The organism is Bacteroides sp. HF-162 (assembly GCF_015679285.1).
In the GTDB taxonomy this organism is placed as follows: domain Bacteria; phylum Bacteroidota; class Bacteroidia; order Bacteroidales; family Bacteroidaceae; genus Bacteroides; species Bacteroides uniformis.
This window is the reverse complement of sequence record NZ_CP064937.1, coordinates 2925999-2952307: the sequence shown is the minus strand read 5'-3', so window position 1 is coordinate 2952307 and position 26309 is coordinate 2925999. Positions and strand designations below refer to the sequence as shown.

At 48.1% G+C, this 26309-nt stretch carries 20 protein-coding genes; 8 read left to right on the top strand and 12 right to left on the bottom strand.

Going from position 1 to position 26309, the window contains the following annotated elements; genetic code table 11:
* Positions 1-23: 23 nt before the first annotated feature.
* Positions 24-2855, bottom strand: a complete 2832-nt coding sequence (gene uvrA, locus ITJ87_RS12275) for an excinuclease ABC subunit UvrA (RefSeq protein ID WP_117964395.1) — start codon at positions 2853-2855, stop codon at positions 24-26.
* A 189-nt stretch (positions 2856-3044) separates the two neighbouring features.
* Here uvrA and ITJ87_RS12270 point away from each other — a divergent pair, with 189 nt between their 5' ends.
* Both ITJ87_RS12270 and ITJ87_RS12265 read left to right on the top strand, forming a co-directional pair.
* A complete protein-coding gene (locus ITJ87_RS12270) occupies positions 3045-4835 on the top strand; it encodes a LysM peptidoglycan-binding domain-containing protein (protein WP_117599497.1) in 1791 nt (596 codons plus the stop codon).
* A gap of 73 nt (positions 4836-4908) precedes the next feature.
* Positions 4909-5610 carry a porin family protein gene (locus ITJ87_RS12265; protein ID WP_008663316.1) on the top strand — a complete coding sequence of 234 codons (702 nt, stop codon included), beginning with the start codon at positions 4909-4911 and terminating at the stop codon, positions 5608-5610.
* 168 nt (positions 5611-5778) lie between these two features.
* Here the strand turns inward: ITJ87_RS12265 and ITJ87_RS12260 are convergent, their stop codons facing one another.
* From ITJ87_RS12260 to ITJ87_RS12240, 5 genes are all read right to left on the bottom strand, one after another.
* Positions 5779-6240 (bottom strand): DUF4293 domain-containing protein, encoded by a 462-nt coding sequence (locus ITJ87_RS12260; RefSeq protein ID WP_005825355.1) that lies wholly within the window; start codon positions 6238-6240, stop codon positions 5779-5781.
* Positions 6240-6575 carry a DNA-directed RNA polymerase subunit omega gene (locus ITJ87_RS12255; RefSeq protein ID WP_005825356.1) on the bottom strand — a complete coding sequence of 112 codons (336 nt, stop codon included), beginning with the start codon at positions 6573-6575 and terminating at the stop codon, positions 6240-6242. Before ITJ87_RS12255 ends, ITJ87_RS12260 begins: the two co-directional genes overlap by 1 nt.
* A gap of 24 nt (positions 6576-6599) precedes the next feature.
* Positions 6600-7418 (bottom strand): outer membrane protein assembly factor BamD, encoded by an 819-nt coding sequence (locus ITJ87_RS12250; RefSeq protein ID WP_009038614.1) that lies wholly within the window; start codon positions 7416-7418, stop codon positions 6600-6602.
* 196 nt (positions 7419-7614) lie between these two features.
* Complete coding sequence (locus tag ITJ87_RS12245) at positions 7615-8040, bottom strand: amino acid-binding protein (RefSeq protein ID WP_057098070.1); 426 nt, start codon at positions 8038-8040, stop codon at positions 7615-7617.
* Positions 8041-8084: 44 nt separating this feature from the next.
* A complete protein-coding gene (locus tag ITJ87_RS12240; RefSeq protein WP_117599496.1) occupies positions 8085-9383 on the bottom strand; it encodes a phenylacetate--CoA ligase family protein in 1299 nt (432 codons plus the stop codon).
* 116 nt (positions 9384-9499) lie between these two features.
* On the opposite strand from ITJ87_RS12240, the gene uvrB reads away from it, so the two are divergent.
* The 4 genes from uvrB to ITJ87_RS12220 all read left to right on the top strand — a co-directional run bounded on the left by uvrB (position 9500) and on the right by ITJ87_RS12220 (position 19116).
* The gene (uvrB, locus tag ITJ87_RS12235) at positions 9500-11560 is read left to right on the top strand and encodes an excinuclease ABC subunit UvrB (protein ID WP_117964397.1); all 2061 of its coding nucleotides are present in this window, start codon (positions 9500-9502) and stop codon (positions 11558-11560) included.
* An 86-nt stretch (positions 11561-11646) separates the two neighbouring features.
* Positions 11647-12702 (top strand): linear amide C-N hydrolase, encoded by a 1056-nt coding sequence (locus tag ITJ87_RS12230; protein ID WP_117964398.1) that lies wholly within the window; start codon positions 11647-11649, stop codon positions 12700-12702.
* A gap of 133 nt (positions 12703-12835) precedes the next feature.
* Positions 12836-16177 carry an exodeoxyribonuclease V subunit beta gene (locus ITJ87_RS12225; RefSeq protein ID WP_117964496.1) on the top strand — a complete coding sequence of 1114 codons (3342 nt, stop codon included), beginning with the start codon at positions 12836-12838 and terminating at the stop codon, positions 16175-16177.
* Positions 16178-16221: 44 nt separating this feature from the next.
* The gene (locus ITJ87_RS12220; RefSeq protein ID WP_117964399.1) at positions 16222-19116 is read left to right on the top strand and encodes a PD-(D/E)XK nuclease family protein; all 2895 of its coding nucleotides are present in this window, start codon (positions 16222-16224) and stop codon (positions 19114-19116) included.
* A 121-nt stretch (positions 19117-19237) separates the two neighbouring features.
* Here ITJ87_RS12220 and ITJ87_RS12215 read toward each other — a convergent pair whose 3' ends face one another.
* The 5 genes from ITJ87_RS12215 to ITJ87_RS12195 all read right to left on the bottom strand — a co-directional run bounded on the left by ITJ87_RS12215 (position 19238) and on the right by ITJ87_RS12195 (position 23725).
* Positions 19238-20365, bottom strand: coding sequence for a response regulator (locus ITJ87_RS12215; protein WP_117964400.1), 1128 nt, complete (start codon positions 20363-20365; stop codon positions 19238-19240).
* Between the two features lie 41 nt (positions 20366-20406).
* Positions 20407-21342 carry a UDP-glucuronic acid decarboxylase family protein gene (locus tag ITJ87_RS12210; protein WP_117964401.1) on the bottom strand — a complete coding sequence of 312 codons (936 nt, stop codon included), beginning with the start codon at positions 21340-21342 and terminating at the stop codon, positions 20407-20409.
* A 165-nt stretch (positions 21343-21507) separates the two neighbouring features.
* A complete protein-coding gene (locus ITJ87_RS12205) occupies positions 21508-22041 on the bottom strand; it encodes a ParB/RepB/Spo0J family partition protein (RefSeq protein WP_117599490.1) in 534 nt (177 codons plus the stop codon).
* Positions 22038-23327 carry a DUF3440 domain-containing protein gene (locus ITJ87_RS12200; RefSeq protein ID WP_117964402.1) on the bottom strand — a complete coding sequence of 430 codons (1290 nt, stop codon included), beginning with the start codon at positions 23325-23327 and terminating at the stop codon, positions 22038-22040. Before ITJ87_RS12200 ends, ITJ87_RS12205 begins: the two co-directional genes overlap by 4 nt.
* A gap of 2 nt (positions 23328-23329) precedes the next feature.
* Entirely contained in the window at positions 23330-23725 is a 396-nt protein-coding gene (locus ITJ87_RS12195) for a hypothetical protein (RefSeq protein ID WP_117964403.1), read from the bottom strand.
* A 193-nt stretch (positions 23726-23918) separates the two neighbouring features.
* On the opposite strand from ITJ87_RS12195, the gene ITJ87_RS12190 reads away from it, so the two are divergent.
* Positions 23919-24470, top strand: coding sequence for a chromate transporter (locus tag ITJ87_RS12190; protein WP_117964404.1), 552 nt, complete (start codon positions 23919-23921; stop codon positions 24468-24470).
* Positions 24467-24991 (top strand): chromate transporter, encoded by a 525-nt coding sequence (locus tag ITJ87_RS12185; protein WP_117964405.1) that lies wholly within the window; start codon positions 24467-24469, stop codon positions 24989-24991. Before ITJ87_RS12190 ends, ITJ87_RS12185 begins: the two co-directional genes overlap by 4 nt.
* On the opposite strand, the gene ITJ87_RS12180 is transcribed toward ITJ87_RS12185, so the two are convergent.
* Positions 24983-26200 (bottom strand): sugar MFS transporter, encoded by a 1218-nt coding sequence (locus ITJ87_RS12180; RefSeq protein ID WP_117599486.1) that lies wholly within the window; start codon positions 26198-26200, stop codon positions 24983-24985. The genes ITJ87_RS12185 and ITJ87_RS12180 overlap by 9 nt on opposite strands.
* Positions 26201-26309: the final 109 nt, after the last annotated feature.

Here is a 26309-nt window from a genome sequence, read left to right as displayed (position 1 = left end):
TATTCTCTATGATGAGATAATTATCACTTGATATTCAATTCTTCACGCAGGAACTTAGGCGTATAGCCTTTCTTGCTTTTAGCAACCTCTTCCGGGGTTCCGCAGGAAAGGAGTTCTCCCCCTCCCTTACCGCCTTCTGGCCCCATATCGATGATATAGTCCGCCATCTTGATGACATCGAGATTATGCTCTATGACGATGACGGTATTCCCTTTGTCTACAAGTTTGTTCAACACGTTCATCAAAACGCGGATATCTTCGATATGAAGTCCGGTAGTAGGTTCGTCAAGGATATACAGAGTCTTGCCCGTATCACGTTTGGAAAGTTCCGTAGCCAACTTCACGCGCTGGCTCTCACCTCCGGAGAGCGTGGTGGAAGACTGGCCCAACTTGATATAACCCAATCCCACTTCCTGGATAACCTTAATTTTGTTCAATATCTGAGGCACATTCTCGAAAAACTCCACCGCACGGTTGATGGTCATATCCAGCACATCGGCAATGGATTTTCCCTTAAAACGCACTTCCAGCGTCTCTCGGTTGTAACGCTTGCCGTGACATACCTCGCAAGGCACATACACATCCGGCAGGAAATTCATCTCAATGCACTTGTACCCATTGCCTTGGCAAGCTTCGCAGCGTCCGCCACTGACGTTGAAGGAGAAGCGTCCCGCCTTATATCCACGTATCTTCGCTTCGGGCAAGCCGACAAACAGATTGCGGATATCGGAAAACACACCGGTATAAGTGGCAGGATTGGAACGCGGCGTTCGTCCCAAAGGAGACTGGTCCACATTCACCACCTTGTCTATATATTCCAGCCCTTCAATACTATCATAGTCCAAAGGATCCTGCAGTGAACGATAGAACTTCTGCGAAAGAATAGGCTGCAACGTCTCGTTGATAAGCGTGGACTTGCCACTGCCGGAAACACCGGTAACGCAAATCAGCTTGCCCAGCGGGAACTCCACATCCACATCCTTCAGATTATTACCCTTGGCGCCACGCAGCCACAGACTGTGTCCATTGCCCTCGCGACGCTTGGCAGGCACCTCAATGGCACGCTCACCATTCAAGTATTGGGAAGTCAGCGTATGCGTCCGTAGCATTTCACGGGGAGTACCGGCAAAGACAACATCCCCTCCCAGTCTACCGGCTTTCGGCCCCATATCAATGACATAATCGGCGGCGAGCATCATATCCTTGTCATGCTCCACCACAATGACGGAGTTGCCAATGTCACGCAGTTCCTTCAAAGAGTGTATCAAGCGCTGGTTGTCGCGTTGGTGCAGGCCGATACTCGGCTCATCCAATATATACAGCACATTCACCAGCTGTGAACCTATCTGCGTAGCCAGGCGGATACGCTGGCTTTCACCACCGGAAAGGCTGACGGAACTACGGTTCAGCGAAAGATAATCCAGACCTACATCAAGCAGAAATTTGAGCCGTGTACGGATTTCCTTCAGGATTTCACCGGCAATCTGCTGTTGCTTGCTACTAAGATACGGGTCTACGTTTACCAGCCAGTCATACAGTTCATTGATGTCCATCGTAGACAATTCGTAGATGTTCTTGTCGTGAATGCGGAATGAAAGCGCTTCCTTATTCAACTTGGCGCCATGACACTCCGGACAAACGGCAGTCTTGGCAAACTGGTCCGCCCACTTCTGTGCCGTGGCAGAAGCATCCTTCTCCTGCAGCATCTGGATATACTTTACAACCCCCTCAAACGTCACAAAATAATCAGAAGAGGTGCCTATCAGTGAACTCTTTATCTTGATACGCTCGTCCGAGCCATAGAGAATCTCGTCGATGGCATCCTCCGGTAAGTCTTTGACCGGTGTTTTCAGCGTTGCTTCATATTTCTCCAGCAAGGCGGTAATCTGCCAGAAAATCATGCTGTTCTTGGCTTTCCCCAACGGTGCGATGGCACCTCCGGCAATGGAGAGCTCACGGTCGGGAATCACCTTGTCAATATCAATCTGGCTGACCACCCCCAACCCTTTGCATTTAGGACATGCACCTTGCGGCGAATTGAAGGAAAAGTTGTGCGGCGCCGGTTCCCGATAGGACAACCCCGTCACGGGACACATCAGCCGTTTGCTGTAATGGCGCACGCTATCCGTCTGCACATCGAGTATCATCAGCAATCCGTCACCTTGGCGCATGGCAGTGGCCACGCTGTTCTTCAGGCGTGTGTCATCCTTGTCCGTCACCACCAGCTTGTCTATCACCACCTCCACATCATGGTTCTTATAGCGGTCCAGCTTCATGCCTGGCAAGGCTTCGCACACCTCACCATCCACACGTACGTAGAGATAGCCTTTCTTGCGCACCTGCTCGAAGAGCTCCTTGTAATGCCCCTTACGGCTGCGCACCAGTGGAGCAAGGATATAAATGCGTTTTCCTTTGTAATCCTTCAGGATAAGATCGAGTATCTGTTCCTCGGTATACTTCACCATCTTCTCGCCGGAGAGATAAGAATAAGCCTCTCCTGCACGGGCATACAACAAACGAAGGTAATCATAAACCTCTGTCGTTGTACCCACCGTGGAACGTGGATTCTTATTCGTGGTTTTCTGCTCGATGGAGATAACCGGACTCAGTCCCGTTATCTTATCCACGTCCGGACGTTCCAAATTTCCCAGGAAGTTACGGGCATAGGCTGAAAAGGTCTCGATATAGCGGCGCTGCCCTTCGGCAAAAATAGTATCGAATGCCAAAGAGGACTTGCCGCTTCCGCTCAGGCCTGTAATCACAGTCAGGCTGTTACGGGGAATCTCGGCATCGATATTCTTGAGGTTGTGCACGCGCGCACCATATACATTGATATATTCTGTTTCTTCTTGCATGTTGATTTATCCTATCGTTTTAACTGCAAAAATAACTGTTTCCCCCCGAATATCAGCCGAAAAGCGCTATTTTTCAGTTTTGAAATGCACAATATTATTTCTTAACGCAATCCTTTGGTTTGAATGCCACAATATTCGTACCTTTGCAGCTACTTTGGGAAATTGTAAACATAAACCAACGATTACTGAATGAAAACGATTAACCGCATTATCTGCTCCCTGCTGCTTGCCAGTGCATGCAGTATCGGTGCAATAGCACAAGAGAATCAATCTTATTTTCTGCATACTATCGAAAAAGGACAAAGTCTCTACTCCATCGCCAGCATGTACGGCGTCAGCCAGTCGGACATCATCAAACTGAACCCCGGCAGTGACGAGAAAATATTCATCGGACGCACATTGCGTATTCCACGCAGCGCTGCCAACATACAAAAAGAAACATACCATACCATCGAAACCGGTGAGACCCTTTACCGACTGACCGTGAAATACAATGTATCTGCCAAAGCCATCTGTGACGCCAACCCGGGACTGAGCGCCGAGAATTTCCGTATCGGACAAGTAATCCGTATCCCTTCCACAACCGAGCCCCAAACCATGGTCCCGGTTGAGACACAAAGCAGCACTGTGGTTGCCAACAACAATATTCTCGGCCCCGTAGAGTCACGATGCCGTGACATGCATAAAGTGAAGCGGAAAGAAACCGTATTCAGCATCAGCCGTGAATACGGCATCAGCGAAGCCGAACTGATAGCCGCCAACCCGGAATTAAAAGGCGAAAACAAAATAAAGAAGGGAACCTTCCTCTGCATTCCCTATCCCAAAGCACAGACGGAGCAAAATATCCAGTCGCAGGCAATACCTACCGACAGCGAGCTGTTCCGTGAAAACCGGAAAAAGACAGAACGCTTCAGCACCATCAAGGCTGCCGTCATCCTTCCCTTCCTGGACGGGGTATCAAAGAGCGAGTCTTCCCGTATGGTGGAATACTACGAAGGCCTGCTGATGGCCGTAGACAGCTTGAAACGTACTGGCACTTCCATTGACTTGTACACTTACAATTCTGGTCCCGAAAGTGCCTCGCTGAACTCCATCCTGGGCAAAAGCGAGATGAAAGACATGGACATCATCTTCGGGCCTCTGTACCAACAGCACATCAAACCTCTGGCCGAGTTTGCCAAGAAACAAGACACACGCCTGGTGATACCATTCACATCGAAAGACAACACGGTATTCCAGAATCCGGCGGTCTATCAGATAAATACCCCCCAATCCTATCTGTACTCCGAGGTGTACGACCACTTTGTGCGCCAGTTCCCCAATGCCAACGTCATCTTCATTGAAGCCAGCCAGGGCACCAAGGACAAGGCAGAATTCATCAAGGGACTGAAAGATGAACTGCGCAACCGTTCCATCCCGATGAAGAGCTTGAAAGAGGATGTCACCGTAGAATCCCTGAAAACAGTATTACGCACGGACCGTGAGAATATCTTTATCCCCACATCCGGCAGTAACCTGACATTGATTAAGATACTTCCCCAATTGACCTTATTGGTGCGCGAACAACCCGAAAGCCGTATCCATCTGTTCGGCTATCCGGAATGGCAGACCTACACCAAAGACCACTTGGAAGCCTTCTTTGAACTGGACACCTATTTCTATTCCTCTTTCTATACCAACAACCTGCTGCCTGCCGCCATCAACTTTACCAAAAACTACCGCAGATGGTATGGCAAGGAGATGGACGAGCGCTATCCCAAATTCGGAATGCTGGGCTTCGATACCGGTTATTTCTTCCTGAAAGGACTTGCGCGCTATGGCTCTTCTTTCGAGAAGAACATGCAGGGACTGGATTTGATTCCCATCCAGACCGGCTTCAAGTTCCAACGGGTAAACAACTGGGGAGGCTTCATCAACAAGAAGGTGTTCTTCGTGCACTTCACCAAGAACTTTGAGCTGGTGAAGTTGGACTTTGATTAGGGATTAAGGATTAATAATCTGATAATCCACTATATAACTATTAACTTGTAGCTTGTAACTTATAACTTATAACATGAACCTGAGAACAATCATCATATTCGCCCTGCTGGTGTGTGCATGTATATTGCCCCTGCATGCGCAGGTGGGCGAGCAACGCCACAACTTCGCTGTGGGCGTCAATGGAGGCATCAATCTGAATAGCGTAAGCTTCTCTCCCTCTGTCAAGCAGAAGAATCTGATGGGTATCAACGGCGGTGTAACAGCCCGATACATTTCCGAAAAATACTTCAGTATGATTTGCGGTGCACAAATCGAGCTGAACTTCTCACAACACGGTTGGGACGAGTATTACGAGGACTATCCCACACTGAGCTACACCCGCACCATGAACTATGTGGAAATACCGTTCCTGGCACATCTGGCATTCGGCAAGGACCGCGGTTTGCAATTCTTCATCCATGCCGGTCCGCAGATAGGTTTCCTGCTTGGCGACAGCGAAAAAATAGACGGCGACTGGGACGGCACTGTAGCAGAATCCTACACCAACATCACCGTGGAACAGCACGGCAAGGCCATAGACAACAAATTCGACTACGGCATTGCAGGCGGAGCAGGCATAGAGCTGCGCACCAAGGCAGGCAATTTCATCGTAGAAGGAAGATACTACTATGCTTTATCCGATTTCTATGGCAGCACCAAGAAAGACTTTTTCTCACGCTCCGCACACGGAGTCATTACGGCCAAGATAACTTATCTCTTCGACTTGAAGAAGTAATGCTTATAGGAGACACCCGTTTCCACACGTAGGAACGACAATTTCCTCTAATGGGAACAGTATAATGGAACGGCTTAACCTCAAGCGGAAACGATAAAAAAGGCAGACCACGTATTCCGAATGAAATACGTGGTCTGCCTTTTGTTATTATCAAGTAGATAAACCTTCTTATCTTCTTAAACGGTCTGCCGCCTTCACCATCACCTCATCTTTGTAGATGGCACGGAAGGCCAGATAGTTAAGGATGATGGCTACCACCGGAAGGCAAAGCGCCCATCCTAACTGGAAAGTCATTGCATCCAAATCACCCTTCAAAATAAACATAAATACACAGAAGGCTATGTAGTAGCCTATCAGCAGAATGCTGCTGAAAATCGTCATGCGTATTTGCAACATACGGTTACGGAAAAGGAATATCGTACAGAAGGCAACAAGTGCACTGAGCAACAATATCCCGAACAAGCCCCAAGTAGACTGAAATCCTCCGTCGGCCAAAGCCACTCCCAGAGGTTTGAAAACATGCGCCGTCACTCCGTCCGCTCCGATGAACTGTCCTACAGGCATGCAAATTGCCACAACCAACAGGATAGTTACCAACAACAAATAAACAGATTGAATACGTTGTATCATTACTGTAATTTTTCTTTTTCCTTAGCCGGGTTACGATAGTAAATCTTACCCTCCACATACTCTTGTGTTGCAATCAATGTCGGCTTCGGCAGTTTTTCGTAATAGCGGGAAATCTCAATCTGTTCCCGGTTTTCGAACACTTCTTCCAAATTATCATTGTAAGAGGCAAACTCAGCAAGCTTTTTGGAAAGGTCATTCTTGATTTCCACACTAATCTGGTTGGCACGTTTTCCGATAATCGCTACGCTTTCGTATACATTACCGGTATCCTCACACAACTCCATCATATCACGGGTCACCGTAGTAGTAGGAGCATTTGTCTTTCTGTAATCCATAAATTTATCTATTGTATTATTATATTATTGCTCTTCACTTCCTTCTCCCAGCATTTTCTGTGCTTCCTTAAAGATTCGGTCGACTTCCTTCATATACTTACTTTCGGGGAACTCATTTTTAAAGGCATAACATTCATCCACAGCTTCGCGGTAACGTTCTGCCCTTTTGTCTTCCACACTGTATACAGCCAACTCATACTTGGCACGCAAGATAAGAATGGATAAATCTTCACGCAGGTTGGTATAGGGATAATCCTTCAAAGCATTCTGCGCAGTGATAACGCAAGCCTGATAGTTGTTACCCAGATAATTACCCATATTATAATAAAGTTTTGCAGACAGATACTCCTTCATCACCAGCTTGTCCTGCAAGGCAAATATCATGTTCTGCGCCTCCTCTTTCTTGGAACTTTGCGGGAAGTATTCCATAAACATCTGCAACTGCTGGATGGCGCTATACGTGCCGGATTGGTCCAAACGCGGCTCCGGAGTATCCAGATACAAAGCTTTACCGGCGTGGAAACGTGCCAGTTCTGTGAATGTACCACGGGGATAAACGTTGTAGTATTGAATGAAAGTCTGCGCAGCAGTCTGATAATCCTTCTGGTTATAGTAACTCATGCCCAGCATATAGAGGGATTCCTCTGCCTTATCAGTACCTTTGAGAATAGCAATCAATTCGTTGAGCAAAGTGGCAGCACGGTTATACTGACCTTTTGCGAAGTAATTTTTTGCCGCTTCGTACTTGTATTCGTAATCTGTGCTTTTCAGCAATTTGTTGTATTCTCCACACGAGGAGAGCAGCAATGCTGCAAGCAGAGTTATTAGGATATTCTTCTTCATTACTTTTGTTCAAATAATGCGCAAAGATAGGGGTTCGCATCGAATAAAGCAACGATACGAGCCTTAATTTTTCAAAAACCAGACGAACGGGCAGGAAATAAGGATTAATGGTTAGGAATTAGGGATTAGCGATTAGTGCCATGCGGAGTAATAGCGCAACCACCAACCACTAATCGCTAATCACTATTTTTACATTTTACAGCTTATACAAATCGCTTGCCGCCAGCAAATCAACCTTTTTTTCTGTCAATACACGGATGCAGTTATCCATGTCGTTAGGACGGATGATGACATTGGCCGTTTCACCGTTGGCAAAGGAATACATGTACTCGATGAAGACACCTTCATCGGAGAGGAAGCGGAGCACTTTCGCCAATGAGCCGGGAATATTGGGACAACTGATGCCTACCACATCCGTTACATTCACAGCGAAGTGATTATCTTTCAAAGCTTTATATGCTTTATCCGGTTCAGAAACAATACCACGAAGGATACCGAAATCGGCATTCTCTGCAATACATAGAGCAGAAAGGTTGACACCTTCTTTTGCAAGAACTTCAGTCACCTCTGTGAGGCGGCCGGACTTGTTCTCCAGAAAAATGGAAAGTTGTTTTGCTACCATAGGTTCATTTACTATTTGACAATTTACAATTTACAATTTGGCAATTACAATTTGCGGTTGTCGATGACGCGCTTGGCTTTGCCTACGCTGCGCTCAATACTGCGTGGTTCTACCAGACGGACATCTACACCGAGACCGAGTACGCTCTGCAGGCGGGCTACGAGCTTCTTCTTCAAAGCCAGCATCTTGTTGATTTCGTCGGAATAGTATTCGGGACGAACTTCAACCTGCAACTCCATGGTATCGGTATTGTTCTTGCGATCTACCAGTAAGAGGTAGTGAGGTTCGAACTCCGGCATTTCGAGAATGACAGACTCGATCTGGGTGGGGAATACATTGACACCACGGATAATCAGCATGTCATCGCTACGTCCCAAAATGCGGTCCATACGGACCAGTGTGCGTCCACAGGAGCACTTATCGTAGTGCAAGGCCGTGAGGTCCTTGGTACGATAGCGCAACAGCGGCATACCCTCTTTGGTAAGGTGAGTGAACACCAATTCGCCGGTCTGGCCAGGAGCAACCGGCTCGAGGGTCTTCGGATCTACAATCTCGGGGAAATAATGGTCTTCGTTGAGGTGAGTGCCGTGCTGGCACTCGCACTCGTAACCTACACCGGGACCGGCAATCTCGCTAAGTCCATAAATATCAAAAGCCTTGATTCCCAGCTTTATTTCAATATCCCGACGCATATTTTCGGTCCATGGCTCGGCGCCAAAGGCTCCTATTTTCAACTTGAAATCTTCTCGGGGAAGGCCGGAGTCCTTGATGGCATCTGCCAGATAGAGGGCGTATGAGGGTGTGCAGCAAAGCACGGTAGAACCGAAATCATGCATCAGTGTAATCTGCTTCTCTGTATTACCGCTGGACATCGGGATGACAGAAGCTCCGATATTCTCGGCACCGGCATGCGCACCCAGTCCGCCGGTGAAAAGTCCGTAACCGTAGGACACCTGGAAAATATCCGAACTACCGGCACCATAGGCGGTAAAGGCCCGTGAAAGGCATTCGGACCATACTGAAAGGTCTTTCCGGGTATAGCCTACTACAGTGGGCTTTCCAGTAGTGCCGGAAGAGGCATGAATACGCACAATCTGGCTCATAGGTACGGCACAGAGGCCAAAGGGATAATTGTCCCGCAAGTCATACTTGGTGGTAAAAGGCAGTTTTACAATATCATCTATACTGTTTATGTCATCGGGAGTAATTCCCAGTTCCTGCATTTTCTTACGGTAAAAAGGAGTGTCATGATACACACGTTCCACAGTCTTTTTGAGACGAATGCTCTGGATTTTACGAAGGCTTTCGCGGTCCATGCATTCGATGCTTTCATTCCAAATCATGTTTTTCGTTGTATTACAATTATTAATGGTTATTATCAATATAGCTGCAAAGTAAACAAAAAAATTTTGTTTATCTCAAAGATTTTACCGAATATTGCCGCTTCTAAGAAGAGAAAATGAACAAATTCGAACTGACATCCGCTTACCAGCCCACCGGTGACCAACCGGAGGCCATCGCACAGCTGACCGAAGGCGTGCGCGAGGGGCTTCCCGCACAGACATTACTTGGTGTCACCGGGTCCGGAAAGACATTCACCATAGCCAACGTCATTGCCAACATCAACAAACCAACGCTGATATTGAGCCACAACAAGACGCTGGCCGCCCAGTTGTACAGCGAGTTCAAAGGATTCTTCCCGAACAATGCTGTGGAATACTATGTGTCCTACTACGACTATTACCAGCCCGAAGCCTATCTGCCCTCTTCGGACACTTATATAGAAAAAGACCTTGCCATCAACGACGAGATAGACAAGTTGCGCCTTGCCGCCACCTCGGCCCTGCTTTCGGGCAGAAAAGACGTAGTGGTGGTATCCTCCGTTTCGTGCATCTACGGCATGGGGAACCCGGCAGACTTCTATAACAACGTCATCGAAGTGCAGCAAGGCAAGAATTTCAGTCGCAATGTCTTCCTGCGACGCTTGGTGGACAGTCTTTATGTACGCAACGACATTGACCTGAACCGTGGCAACTTCCGCGTGAAAGGCGATACGGTGGACATTTATCTGGCTTACGCCGACAACCTGCTGCGCGTCACCTTTTGGGGAGACGAGGTGGATAGCATTGAAGAGGTAGACCCTCTGAGCGGCGTAACTGTTGCCAAGTTCGACGCTTATAAGATTTATCCCGCCAACCTCTTCATGACCACCAAAGAAGCCACATTACGTGCCATCCACGAAATAGAGGACGACCTTCACAAGCAGGTACAATGGTTTGAAAACGAAGGCCGCCCATTCGAAGCCAAACGCTTGCAGGAACGGGTGACCTACGATATGGAAATGATACGCGAATTGGGGCATTGCTCCGGCATTGAGAATTATTCGCGCTACTTTGACGGACGTGCTGCCGGTACCCGCCCCTACTGCCTGCTGGACTTCTTCCCCGAAGATTTCCTGATAGTCATTGACGAAAGCCATGTCAGCGTTCCGCAGATACGTGCCATGTATGGAGGTGACCGTGCCCGCAAGATAAACCTGGTGGAGTACGGGTTCCGCTTGCCGGCTGCCATGGATAACCGCCCGCTGAAGTTCGATGAATTCGAGGAGATGGCCAAGCAAGTGATTTATGTCAGCGCCACACCGGCAGATTACGAGCTGATGAAATCCGAAGGCATCGTAGTAGAGCAGGTCATCCGCCCGACCGGACTCTTGGACCCTATCATCCAGGTACGTCCCAGCCACAACCAGATAGATGACCTAATGGAAGAGATACAGCTGCGCATCGAGAAGAACGAGCGTACCCTCGTCACCACCCTCACCAAACGAATGGCGGAAGAACTGACGGAATATCTGCTGAACAACAACGTGAAGTGTAATTACATCCACAGCGACGTAGATACTTTGGAGCGTGTAAAGATTATGGGTGACTTGCGCGAAGGCGTTTACGATGTACTTGTCGGCGTCAATCTGCTGCGTGAAGGCCTCGACCTGCCCGAAGTCTCTCTCGTTGCCATCCTCGATGCAGACAAGGAAGGTTTCCTCCGTTCCCATCGCTCACTGACACAGACTGCCGGGCGTGCCGCCCGTAACGTGAACGGCATGGTCATCATGTATGCCGACAAGATAACGGACAGCATGCAACTGACCATCGACGAAACCAACCGCCGTCGCGAGAAACAGTTGAAGTACAACGAAGAGCACGGCATCACGCCCCAGCAAATCAAGAAAGCGAAGAACCTCAATGTGTTTGCCACCAACGAGGCTGCCGGCGAAGCCGTCCTCAGCGGCGAGAAGTTCACTTCCAGTGCCCCCCGTCCCTATGTGGAACAAGAAAGTACATCTACGCTGGCTGCCGACCCGATAGTGCAGTACATGAGCCGCAAGCAACTGGAAAAGAGTATCGAACGTACCAAGAAGCTTATGCAGGAAGCCGCCAAGAAGCTCGACTTTATCGAAGCCGCCCAGTACCGTGACGAAGTACTGAAAATGGAAGAATTGCTGAAAGAAAAAGACGAGTAAGGAATTTCACCTCTTTTCCTCAAACTATACTCCTCTCCTTTTGTTACTCTATGAAACAGAGTATTAATCATAAAAACAAAAGCGAGATGAATAAACCAATAAAGACAATAGCTGTTGCACTGGCTGCCATAGCCGCCATGAATGTACAACAAACAGAAGCGTGTACCCGCGCCACCTACATCGGTCCTAACAATACAGTCATTACGGGACGTACGATGGACTGGAAAGAAGACCTTATGAGTAACATCTATGTATTCCCACGAGGCATGCAGAGGGCAGGTTACAACAAAGGAAATACGGTGAACTGGACTTCCAGGTACGGCAGTGTCATTGCCACCGGTTATGACATAGGAACCTGCGACGGTATGAACGAGAAAGGTCTGGTTGCCAGCCTGCTCTTCCTTCCAGAGTCCGTTTACCATCGCCCGGAAGACAACCGCCCGATTATGGGCATCAGTATCTGGACGCAATACGTACTCGACAATTTTGCAACCGTACGCGAAGCTGTGGATGAACTGAAAAAAGAATCCTTCCGCATTGATGCACCGGACCTGCCCAACGGTGCCGCTTCCACCCTGCATCTGGCCATCACAGATGAAACCGGAAACACGGCTGTCTTGGAATACATAGACGGAAACCTTGAGATACATGAAGGAAAGCAGTATCAAGTAATGACCAACTCTCCCAAATATGAACTCCAGCTGGGTATCAACGACTATTGGAAAGAGGTAGGCGGACTGAATATGTTACCGGGAACCAACCGCTCCAGCGACCGCTTTGTACGCGCATCATTCTACATCAATGCCATTCCGCAAACAGCAGATGCAAAGATTGCCGTACCCAGTGTATTGAGCGTAATGCGCAATGTTTCTGTACCGTTCGGTATCACCACACCGGACAAGCCTCATATCTCCTCCACCCGTTGGCGTTCTGTATCCGACCAGAAAAACAAAGTATATTATTTTGAATCTACCATGACTCCCAACTTGTTCTGGCTCGACCTGAATAAAATTGATTTCAGTCCGAATGCAAGCATCAAGAAGCTTTCGCTGACGAACGGAGAAATCTATGCAGGAGATGCCGTAAAAGATTTGAAAGACAGCAAGGGGTTTGTATTCCTATTCCAGACACCGGTAATGTAGTATAGACCATACGTATAGCCTCTTGATAACGGATGCTTCCCCACTTATTTCTATTAAGAGAAAGCAGGGAAGCATTCATTTTTTCATTATTTTTATGTACGTTTGCAGATATATACTCAATGCAGCAACTTACATGGAATTATTAGTATACAAAGCCTCCGCCGGCTCCGGCAAGACCTTTACGCTGGCTGTGGAATACATCAAGCATTTGATAATCAATCCACGCGCCTACCGGCAGATACTTGCCGTAACCTTCACTAACAAGGCCACGGCAGAGATGAAGGAGCGCATACTGACACAGCTTTACGGCATCTGGAAGGGAGAACCCGCATCGAAAGCGTATTTGGAAAGGATTAAGGATGAAGGGTTAAGGATAAAAGATGAAAAGGCGGGAAACGGAAACAATCGGCTGTTGACGGACGAAGACATCCGCCAACGGGCCGGCATGGCACTGCAATACATGCTGCACGACTACAGCCGTTTCCGAGTGGAAACCATCGACTCCTTCTTCCAATCCGTGATGCGCAACCTTGCCCGCGAACTGGAACTAAGTCCTAACCTAAGCATAGAGCTGAACAACAGTGAAGTGCTGAGTGATGCCGTAGACAGCCTCATCGAAAAACTTACCCCCACTTCTCTCGTGCTGGCGTGGCTACTGGACTACATCGACGAGCGTATCCGCGACGACAAACGCTGGAACGTATCGAACGAGGTGAAAAGTTTCGGACGAAATATCTTCGATGAAAGCTACATAGAACGCGGTGAAAAACTACGGCAATGCCTGCGTACTCCGAATACGCTGAAACTCTACCGGGATGTGCTGCGCGATATGGAAACCGAGGCTCTGGAACAGATGAAAAGCTTCTACGACCAGTTTGAGGGCGAACTGGAAGGGCATGCCCTTACTCCCGAAGACTTGAAAGGAGGTGCCCGAGGTATCGGCAGTTACTTCCGCAAGCTGCGCGATGGCAGACTTTCTGACAAGGATGTGCTGAACGCCACCCTGCAAAACAGCCTGACAGATGCAAAAAACTGGGCAACGAAAACATCCTCACGAAAGGACGACATCATCCGTCTGGCAGAAACCAGTCTGATGCCTCTACTGCAGGAAGCCGAAAGAATGCGTCCGCAACGCAACCGTACCCTAAACAGTTGCCGCCTCTCGCTCCAGCACCTCAACAAACTGCAACTTCTCAATCATATCGACGAAGAGGTACGCACGCTAAACCGGGAGCACAACCGCTTTCTGCTCTCGGATACCAACGCCCTACTGCACAAACTGGTGCGCGAGGGTGACTCTTCGTTCGTCTTCGAGAAAATCGGCGCCAACATACGCAACGTCATGATTGACGAGTTCCAGGACACCAGCCGCATGCAATGGGACAACTTCCGCCTGCTGCTGCTCGAAGGACTTTCGCAAGGAGCCGACAGTCTGATTGTGGGAGATGTGAAGCAGTCCATCTACCGCTGGCGGAACGGGGACTGGGGAATACTGAATAGTTTAGGCAATGAAGAATTGAAAATGGAGAATAGAGAATCAAGTTCTCCATTAAACAACTTCCCCGTCCGTGTGGAAACCCTAAAAACAAACCGACGTAGCGAAACCAACATTATCCGTTTCAACAACCAAGTATTTACCGCTGCCATAGACTACCTCAATGCGCTACACCTGAACGAACTGAAAGAGGATTGCCTACCCCTGAAACGCGCTTATGCCGACGTAGTGCAGGAATCGCCCAAGAACACGGAGTACGGCTACGTAAAAGCTGCCTTCCTTGAACCGGACGATGAACACAACTATACAGAGCAGACCCTTCTCGCCTTAGGAGAAGAAGTACAGCGGCTGCTGGAAGAGGGCGTAACACTGAATGACATCACTATCCTTGTCCGCAAGAACAAGAATATCCCACCGATAGCCGACTATTTCGACAAAGAGCTGCATCTCTCTGTCGTGTCCGACGAAGCTTTCCGTCTGGATGCCTCCCTTGCCATCTGCATGCTGATGGATGCCCTGCGCTGCCTGTCGAATCCGGAGAACAAGATTGCGGAGGCTGCACTGATGGAGAATTACAAATTACAAATGACAAATGACGAGCAACCGGAATTCACAACAGCCACTCCCCTTCCCGAAGCCTTTACCTCCCGACGGGAAACGCTGCGCCTGATGCCTTTGTATGAGTTACTGGAAGAACTGTTCAGCATCTTCACCATGAGCTGCATTGAAAAGCAGGATGCCTACCTCTTCTCCTTTTTCGATGCTGTGACGGAGTATCTGCAAAGCAATTCTTCCGAGCTGGACAGCTTCATCCGCTACTGGGACGAAACCCTTTGCAGCAAGACCATCCCCAGCGGTGAGATGGACGGTATACGTATCCTCTCCATCCACAAGTCCAAAGGACTGGAATTCCATACCGTACTGATTCCCTTCTGCGACTGGAAGCTGGAGAACGAAACCAACAACCAGCTGGTGTGGTGCATCCCACCGGAAGAGCCCTATAATGCCATCAGCTTAGTGCCGGTGAACTATTCCACCACCATGGCGGAATCCATATACCGGCAGGACTATCTGCACGAACGGCTTCAGCTATGGGTGGACAATCTGAATCTGCTGTACGTGGCCTTTACCCGTGCCGGCAAGAACCTCATCCTCTGGAGCCGGAAGGAACAGAAGGGAACCATGTCCGAACTCCTTGCCAACACCTTGCCCCACATAGCCAAAGACGGAGCAGGCAGTTGGGACGAAGAAGCTGCCATATACGAGAACGGCAAGATTTGTCTCTCCTCCATCCCCGTCTCACAGCATGACGCAGACAACCCTACTGATGACGAAGCCAAACCTCTATGCTACGAACAGAAACCTCTATACTGCGAACGTAAACCTGAGGTTTATGAACAGCAACCGGTCAACAGACTTTCGCAAAAGCCGGTCAAACTGCCCGTCCACATGGAGAGTATGCTCCACGACATCGAGTTCCGGCAATCCAACCGTTCGGCAGACTTCATAGCAGGAGTGGACGAAGCAGAATCCAGCCAGCGTTTCATCAACCGGGGACGTTTGCTGCATACCTTATTCTCTGCTATCGAAACCGAAGAAGATATTGACAATGCCATCAGCCAGCTCGTCTTTGAAGGAGTAATTGGACGAAGTGAGACGGAAGAAGAAATACGCGACCTCACCGAACGCGCCTTCTCCCTGCCCCAAGTCAAGGACTGGTATTCGGGGACGTGGCGGCTGTTCAATGAATGCGACATCATCTGGCAGGAAAACGGCGAACTGCGGACACGCCGCCCGGACCGTGTGATGATGCGTGGTGAAGAAATCGTAGTGGTAGACTTCAAGTTCGGAAAGCCGAATAAGAAGTACAACAAGCAAGTACAGAGATACATGCAACTGCTGGTCCGCATGGGGTATGCCGCAGAAAATATACGGGGCTACTTGTGGTATGTAGAGGAGAACAACATAGAACCGGTATAAACTCACTCTCCATCCACTATCAACTATCAATTATCAACTGAATTATGAAAACATTTCTCCAACTGGTCGCCCACGACCTTTACGCCAAAATAGGAAACGACCTCTCGCGCACCGCCATCGTTTTCCCCAACAAACGTGCCAGTCTGTTCTTCAACGAATACCTGGCAGCCGAAACGGACCGCCCCTTGTGGTCGCCCGCCTACGTCAGCATCAGCGAACTATTCCGGCAACTCTCGCCACTAAAGTCCGGTGACCCCATCCGCCTGGTATGCGAACTGTATAAGGTGTTCCGCGAAGAGACCCACAGTGAAGAGACTCTGGATGACTTCTACTTCTGGGGAGAACTGCTCATCAGCGACTTCGACGACGTGGACAAAAACCTCGTAGATGCCGACAAGCTCTTCAGCAATCTGCAGGAACTGAAGAACATCATGGACGGCTACGACTTCCTTGACCAAGAGCAGGAAGAAGCCATCCGCCAATTCTTCCAAAATTTCTCCATAGAAAAGCGCACGGAGCTGAAAGCAAAATTCATCTCCCTCTGGGATAAGTTGGGCGACATCTACCGCCACTACCGCCGAAACCTCACGGAACTTGGCATCGCCTACGAAGGCATGATGTACCGCAATGTCATGGAGCAACTCAACACCGACCGACTACGCTACGACCGCTATGTATTTGTCGGCTTCAACGTGCTGAATAGAGTAGAAACCCGTTTCTTTCAGCTCTTGCAGAATGCCGGAAAAGCGATGTTCTATTGGGACTATGACGTATTCTACACCCGCCTCCCACGCGAACAAAAACCACCCTATACCCACGAAGCAGGCGAATTCATCCTCCGCAACCTAAAGCTGTTCCCCAACCAGCTCCCCGAAAAATCCTTTGATGTACTGCGGAAACCCAAGAATGTACGCTTTATCTCCGCTTCTACGGAAAATGCACAAGCCCGTTACTTGCCTCAATGGATTAGGGAGAACGAAAAACAGAGAAATGAAGAATCTTCATTAAAGAATACTGCCGTCGTCCTCTGCAACGAATCCCTACTGCTTCCCGTCCTCCACTCCATTCCGGCAGAGGTAAAGAACGTCAACATCACAATGGGATTCCCCCTTGCCCAAACTCCGGTATACAGCTTCATCAACGCCCTTGTAGAACTACAGACTACCGGCTACCACACAGGTACCGGACGATATACTTACGAGACCGTACTCACCCTGCTGAAACATCCTTATACCCGGCAGCTTTCCTCCCATGCCGAAGTACTGGAAAGACGGCTTACGCAGGACAATCGCTTCTATCCTCTTCCCTCGGAGCTGAAGCAGGACGCATTCCTTGAACAAGTCTTTACACCACAGAACGGCATCGCCGCCCTATGCAGCTACCTCACCGAACTGCTTCGCGAAGTAGCCGTCCTCTACCGCCAGGAAAAAGACGTGGAAGACATCTTCAACCAGCTGTACCGTGAGTCTCTGTTCAAAAGTTACACTCTCGTCAATCGCCTGCTCAATCTGATAGAGACCGGGGAACTGAGTAGCCTGCGCACAGACACGCTGAAGCGACTGCTGAACCGGCTGCTTACCTCTGCCAACATCCCCTTCCACGGAGAGCCCGCCATCGGCATGCAAGTAATGGGTGTGCTGGAAACGCGTAACCTCGACTTCCGCAATCTCATCATGCTCTCCCTCAACGAAGGGCAATTGCCCAAAGCCGGAGGTGAGTCCTCCTTCATCCCCTACAACCTAAGGAAAGCCTTCGGCATGACCACCATAGAGCACAAAAATGCCGTCTATGCCTACTACTTCTACCGCCTCATCCAGCGGGCAGAAAACGTCACCTTATTATATAACACCTCTTCGGACGGACTGAACCGTGGGGAAATGTCCCGCTTCATGCTGCAATTCCTGGTAGAATCGCCACACAACATCTCCCTTGAGTACCTTGAAGCCGGACAATCCCCCCAGCAAGCCCGGGAAATTGAGATTCACAAGACACCGGAGATGTTGCAACAGATGTTCGATGCCTACGACATCCACCGACGTCCCCAAGCGTTCTTCTCCCCCTCTGCCCTCAATGCCTATCTGGACTGCCGGCTGAAATTCTACTACCGATACGTAGCTGGCCTGAAAGCTCCCGATGAAGTAAGCGCCGAGATAGACTCCGCCCTCTTCGGCACCATCTTCCACCGTTCTGCCGAACTGGTGTACAACGAACTGATAGCCAACGGACGGGAGATACGTAAAGATGACCTGGAACAATTACTGAAAGACGATGTTCGCCTGCAAGCCTATGTGGACAATGCTTTCAAAGAAAAGTTCTTCCATGTGCCCCTTACGGAGCAACCGGAGTATAACGGTACGCAGCTCATCCATTCCAAAGTCATCGCCTCTTACCTGCGCCAGCTCCTGCGCAATGACCTGCAATATGCCCCGTTCCGTATGGAGGGCATGGAACAGGACGTCAGAGAAACGATGGAAATAGATACTCCGCAAGGAAAGCTTGCCTTACAGATAGGCGGTACCATCGACCGCCTGGACAGCAAAGGAGACACGCTACGTATTGTGGACTACAAGACAGGCGGTACTCCCAAGACTCCAGAAAATATAGAACAACTGTTTACTCCCGCCGACAACCGTCCCAACTATATTTTCCAGACGTTTTTGTACGCCGCTATCCTCTGCCGCAAGCAATCGCTGAAGGTAGCCCCTTCCCTGCTCTACATCCACCGGGCAGCTTCCGAAAGCTACTCCCCGATCATCGAAATGGGAGCGCCACGACAACCCAAGGTACCGGTCAACAACTTCGCTTTCTTCGAAGACGAGTTTCGCGAACGGCTGCACGGACTCCTGCAGGAGATATTCAGCCTAGAAGAAACATTCAGCCAAACAGAGGATACCCGGAAATGTGAATATTGCGATTTCCGCGGTCTGTGTAAGAGATAAAAAAACAGACCATCCGTTCATAAGAAACAGATGGTCTGTACGACCGTAACAGACGGTCTATTTGAGTCTGACGGATGGTCTGTTTTACCTCAACGGACCATCCGTTCTATTTTCTTCGTTATCATTTCTTCACCGGAATAGAGAAGCTGAATATGGAGCCTTCGCCTTCCTTGGAAGTAAACCACAGTTTACCGCCATTCTTCACGACAAAATCCTTGCACAGCAACAAGCCCAGTCCCGAGCCTTCTTCGTTGTTCGTACCGAACGTGCTGAAATGCGTATCAGTATGCAACAATTTCTTCTGCCCTTCCTCGCTGATGCCACAGCCATGATCTTGAACACTGACAACTGCCATACCATCCACTTCCTCCATCTTCACCAATATTTCGGAATTCTCCTTGCTGAACTTGATGGCATTGCTCAACAAGTTGCGGACCACCGTCTTCAGCATGTCAATATCAGCGTTAACCATCATTCTCTCCGGTTTCATCTCGCGGATTCTTATCTTTTTCAGACTTGCCACCATACTAAAAATCTCAATGACACCGTCTGTCACTTCGACGAGATCCACATCCTGATAAACCACATTCAACTTACCGATTTGACTCTTTGTCCATTTCAGCAGGTTATCCAGCAATGAGAACACATCCTCCGTTGTCTGGTTGGCCATCGTCAGAAGCTCGTACATTTCAGCACCTATTTTCTCAAATGGCAAGTTCAATATCAGCATATTCAGCACCATCTTGATGGATCCCATCGGAGAACGCAGGTCATGGGCAATCACCGAATAGAGCTTGTCACGCCCGGCAATGGTACGTTGCAGTTCTTCCGTCTTACTCAAAATCAGCCGCTTGGCAGCTACCAAAGATATTTGGTGGGTAACACGGATAATCAGCTCCTCCTTATTGAAAGGTTTAGAGATGAAGTCATTCGCTCCTACCTGAAAGCCTTTCACAATATCTGCCGTACTATTCAGTGCGGTCAGAAAGATGATCGGAATTTCAGCAGTCTGCGGATTTGACTTTAAATGTTGGGCTACTTCAAAACCACTCATGTCCGGCATCATTACATCAAGCAAAACCAAGTCAGGATTTTCCTTTTCCACCTGCTCCAACGCCTGCCGCCCGTTACTCGCAGTAGCAATTGCGAATTTCTCGTTTGTCAAAAGCACTTTCAACAATAAAACGTTTGACATCACATCGTCAACGATGAGGATCTTGTATTCGGAAGGATTTATTTCCATGTTCATCTTTCTATATTGTTTTTCCCGTTATCAAAATCACTATTTAGTTAGGAACGATATTCCTTAAAATACTCTATTATATACTGTAAACCCTCTTCCAACTCTATAGTCGGTTCCCAGCCCAACTTTTCCTTTGCCAGAGTGATGTCCGGCTGACGCTGTTTGGGATCATCATGAGGCAGTGGCTTGAAAATCAGTTTCGATTTGGAATTCGTCAACCTGATGACCTTTTCCGCCAGTTCCAATATGGAGAATTCATTCGGATTTCCCAAGTTTACCGGACCGATAAAATCGTCCTCCGTATTCATCATCCGTACCATACCTTCTATACAGTCATCTACATACTGGAAACTCCGTGTCTGATTGCCCGAACCGTATATCGTAATATCCTGGTTCTGCAATGCCTGAACCACGAAATTGGAAACCACTCGTCCGTCATTCGGCAGCATCCGAGGACCGTACGTATTGAATATACGGATAATCTTGATCCGCACTCCATTCTGGCGGTGATAGTCCATAAACAATGTCTCGGCACAACGCTTCCCTTCATCATAACAAGAACGGAGGCCGATTGGATTTACATTTCCCCAATAACTTTCCACTTGGGGATGAATAACGGGGTCACCGTACACTTCGCTGGTAGAGGCCTGCAATATCTTGGCATTCGTCTTTTTGGCCAGCTCCAGCATATTGATGGCGCCCAATACAGAAGTCTTGATAGTTTTAATGGCGTCATATTGGTAGTGGATGGGAGAAGCGGGACAAGCAAGATTATAGATTTCGTCCACATCTGCATCATAAGGGGTTTCCACATCATGCAGTACAAACTCAAAGCGGGGATTGCTCTTCAGATGAGTGATATTTCCTTCCGAACCGGTGAAAAGATTATCCAGACAAATCACCTGATGCCCATCGTTTATCAATCGGGTACAAAGGTGAGAACCTATAAAACCAGCACCACCACTAACCAAAATTTTCTTCATGTAATGTTTTTTATAGTGCCTTAAAGCACATAAGACCTATTCTGTTTGTTTTGATGCTGACAAATGTAGGCGATTTGACTAAATTATGCAAGTTTGCAACGAAATATTTCACTTATTAATGAATATAAAGAGGCAGATTAAAAAATCCACCCCTGAAACATTCATTTATTTATCCAACATATACTCTTCTTTCTTATCCGGAATGCTGAAGTCCTTGTTCGCAAACAAGTCTGCCAAACCCGAAATTTGCTTTAAACGCAATACTTCGTCGCGATCCATTCCGATATTCTTCATTATCCATTCATCCGACATGCCGGCTCTGTCCAATTCCGCAACAATATGGCACATCAACTCGATGTTGTGCGTGCCACGGGCACGATTGTGACGGATAGTGGATGCCATACGGTTGGAAAGTTCCTTGTCAATCACTACCACGGGAAGCAACCCATTTTCACGCTGATAAATCCTCTTGGATGTCTTCAACACCTGATAACGGTGGTAACCGTCCACCAGGATGTAATTATCCGCTTCCTCATCATAGTAACAGACACAAGGCATGGTGAAACCATCTTCCCAGATGGAAAGCTCCAAAAGCTTCATTTCGGGCGGTGCCACTACATTCGGATTGTAATCGTTTGCTTGTATCTTCTCTATTGGAATTGCTTTTACATTATATACCGGACTTTTATCTACGCTCATAACATCATATTTTTGAATTGTTCCATTATCTTGTCTCTTTTGTATGCCTCTTCCTTGTTCAAGGCAAACCCCATGTATTTGCAGGCATGGTCGTTCTTCAGGATGCATATGCACATCCGCTTATAAGTGGGGATTTCCCGGAATTCCGCGATGTCAATATCATCCAGATAGTCCATGCGCACCGGTTTCTTGTTCGTCTTGTAATTCGTGGTATTTATCACTTCGATGGACACTCCTGCATCCCTCAGCTTCTGGATGGTCTCGTCAGCCAGACACCCCCCCTTTGTACGCCAAAATTCAATGCTGACGGTAAGCTTTTTCAAATAGTTCCTCCGGGTCTCTTCCGGCAAGGTGGAAAGCAGGAACTGCATAAAGCCCTTCCACGTATACCCTTCGGGCAGTCGGACCGTTTGCCACCCCATAGCACGCGTCCCTCCATAAATACCGGTAAAGTTCACCCCGTTGACCCGTCCTATCATTCTTCCCCAAGTATTCGGGTCGATGACGCGATACAGCTTCAAGCTCTCTTGTGCCTCACAGAGAAAAGGGCTTGCCACACGCTGGCGTTCGATATTGACCCCGGCTTTATAATATAGGTCATACAAATGGTTATAGTCAAAGCCGAATTTACCATTGGCTGTCCAGATATCCGTCGTCTTCCAATCATAAATGGGATAAGCATTGAAAATGTCATTACCTATCTTCGAGGTCCAGCGGTAATTGTGGTACATCTGATACTTCCGGTTCAGATGAATGCTGCGCCAGCGGTTAAAACTCTCTTGCGTACGGATACCTATGAGAAAACAGGCACGCACTCCGTCCTTCTTCTCATGCAGCCATTTGGCAAAGTGCATCTGGAACTCATAATCCCACATTTCGGAAGTGTAGAAAGGAAATGTCTCTTTAGTGAGGCAGCCTTTCGGCATTTTCCTCACCCAAATGTCCTCCAAATCCTCCTGCCACGGACGCCAGTAGCTCTGGTACATCGACGTACAAGTCGTTACACGGAAAGGCACGCAAACACGGTACACCTCCAATATATCCTTATTCGCCTCCAATACCCGGTCCACATAATCAATGGTCATGCTATACTGTATCTCATAGTCCATATGGAATACACACAGTTTACGGTTCAGCCGATTCCGGCGGATATAATCTATGCATAAATTCAGCAACACTCCACTATCTTTTCCTCCCGAAAAAGAGACGCATATCGTGTCAAATTCCCTAAAAATCACATCAAGACGTTCTTGCGCCAGTTCATACACATTTTTGGGTGCAGCCATAATTATTTGTTTTTCTTCATTTTCACATAACGGGTCCATACCTTGTCTTCCAAAAAGCCCAGCTCGCTGAAGACATCCCTATCTTCGACAAAGCTAACAGCCGTCAGGCTACTCTCCTCGCCCTGCTTCTCGAGTACCTTTTCCAGAAGCAATTTCAGAGTGTCAACATTCCTTTCCTTAATATAATAGTTGTTGATGACACATTCATACTTCTTGTGCTCCACCGGCACAAAACCTACAACATGTTTATTATCCAGAGCAACAAACCACTCGTACTCTTCCGATGTCCGGAAAGGATAATTGTAGTTCTGTTTCAGTACTTCCGGACTCATAACCAAAGGGGCTACAAGCTCATACAGCTTCTTATCCGTACCATGTAATTGCACTATCTGTATCATACCTACATTTTATATTATTTGTAATTACGTGTTAAAGATAAAGCTTATTTACGACGGAATATCCTCCTTTTAAATAGATTTAAGAATATAGCTCTACAATATAAAATATCAATAAATAAATATTATACCCCTAATTTGTATATGTTGATTAATTTGGGTTTCTTTGCAAAAGAACGTCACCCGAAGAGAAATAATGAAATATTTACTGCTTTTTATGACCTTTGCCAAGATAGGAATGTTCACTATCGGTGGTGGATACGCTATGATACCTCTCATTGAACGGGAAATCGTAAAAAAGAGATGGATGAGTAAAGAAGATTTCATGGAAATGTTTGCGTTGACCCAGTCACTTCCCGGTGTTTTTGCTGTCAATATATCCATATTCGTCGGCTACAAGCTGCATAAAGTAAAAGGCAGCCTGGTGTGTGCACTTGCCACAATCCTCCCCTCTTTTGTCATCATGATGCTGATAGCCATGTCCTTCGCTCATTTCCAGGACAACCAGGTGATGATACGCATCTTTAATGGCATCCGTCCGGCAGTAGTCGCACTGATTGTGATACCCTGCATTTCGGCTGCACGGGCGCTGAAGCTGAAGTATTGGCAACTGGTGCTTCCAGCCATCGCCACCATACTCATCTGGCAATTCGGGCTATCCCCCGTATACATTGTCCTTGCAGGAATTACAGGAGGAATGCTCTATACATTATGGTTAAAAGATAAACTGAGAAAATTACAGATATGATCTATTGGCAGCTGATATTGGTATATCTGAAAATAGGAATGTTCGGTTTCGGAGGCGGTTACGCCATGTTGTCCCTCATCCAATACGAGGTGGTGGACCACCATCACTGGCTCACCCTGCAACAATTCACGGACGTGGTGGCCATCTCGCAGATGACGCCCGGTCCGATAGGCATCAACAGTGCCACCTATGTGGGCTATGCAGTTACTCAAAGCGTGTGGGGAGCTGTCGTGGCCACCGTTGCAGTATGCCTTCCCTCGTTCATCCTGGTATTGCTCATCTCTTACTTCTTCGTGAAATGCAAAGACAACAAATACATCAAGGCGGCAATGTCTGGACTACTGCCCATGTCCGTATCATTGATAGCTGCTGCTGCCCTATTGCTGATGAACAAGGAAAATTTCATAGATTACAAAAGCATACTTATCTTTGCAGCCGCTTTCGGCGTGACGTGGAAGTGGCACCTTCACCCTATCTTACTGATAATCCTTGCCGGAATCACAGGATTCCTTCTATATTGAGGAAGCGGTAGAGACGGACACCATCTTGCGAGCATATGCCCATACCACGCAATAGGCAACCAGCGGTACAATGAACGCCCACACCATCGTCGTATGGTCTGCCACCAGTCCCATCAACAGCGGACCTACCACGCCTCCCACGGGAGACATCATCAGGAAAGAGGAAGCCCTCTTGGTATGGTTGCCCAGCCCGCGCAAGGAAAGGGCAAAAATCGTGGGAAACATAATAGCCTCAAACGCATATCCGCACAACAGAGCTGCAAGCGATATCATCCCTACATCCAGCAGTACCAACGAAGTAGTCACTACTGTCCCCGTAGCACACACCAGCAACATTTTCTCGGCACGCACACGTCCCATAATCCAGCTACCGGCAAAACGTCCCAACATAAATAATCCCAGTCCACCGAAAGAAAGCACTACGGAAGCTTCGCGGGCATTCATCCAATTCTGCTCCACCACGTAATTGATGAAGAAGCTGTTGATGGAAATCTCGCCGACCTCATAGGCAAACAAGGCTATCAGCCCGAAAATGAAAAGCCGGTGTGACCACAATCCGACCTTATTACCAGCTTCGTCCACCTCCACACTATGTTCAATCTCGGGCAACTTGATTCTTGAAAAGACCAGCGCTACCAGCAACACAATTACCCCCATGCAGATATAGGGCAATGCGACATTACCCGAGCCCGTCTGCCCATCCTTCGAGAAGAGTAGCAGTCCAGCCAGTACCGGCGCACAGATACATCCCAGACCATTGAAGGATTGTGCGAAATTCAGTCGGCTGGCAGCAGTTTCCTTTGCGCCCAATTCTGTGGCATAAGGATTGGCGGCAGTTTCAAGAAATGTCAGTCCGCAGCCTATCACGAACAATGCAAACAAGAAAAGATTAAAAGACAGATAATGCTGCCCGGGGATAAAGAGCAGCGAACCGATGCCGTAGAGCAACAGACCGAATACCACACCCCGGCGGTATCCGAAGCGACTGATGAAAAGTCCTGCAGGAATGGCCATAATGAAGTATCCCATATACATCGTCATCTGTATAAAGGCCGAATGTGTCTTCGTGATATCCAGTATCTCTTGAAAGTGCTTGTTCAGTACATTCAGAATGGCATGGGCAAATCCCCACAAAAAGAAAAGAGAGGTAATCAAAATGAAGGGCACAAGGTATTGTCTGCCCACCAATGGTATTCGTTTCTGTTTCATAATATGATAATTCCAGACAATCGTTGCAAGGCGATTGATAATTGCGGGTGCAAAGATAAACAAAACTCCCGGTCTTTACCCAACATTTTCCTATTCGCTATTGTACGGA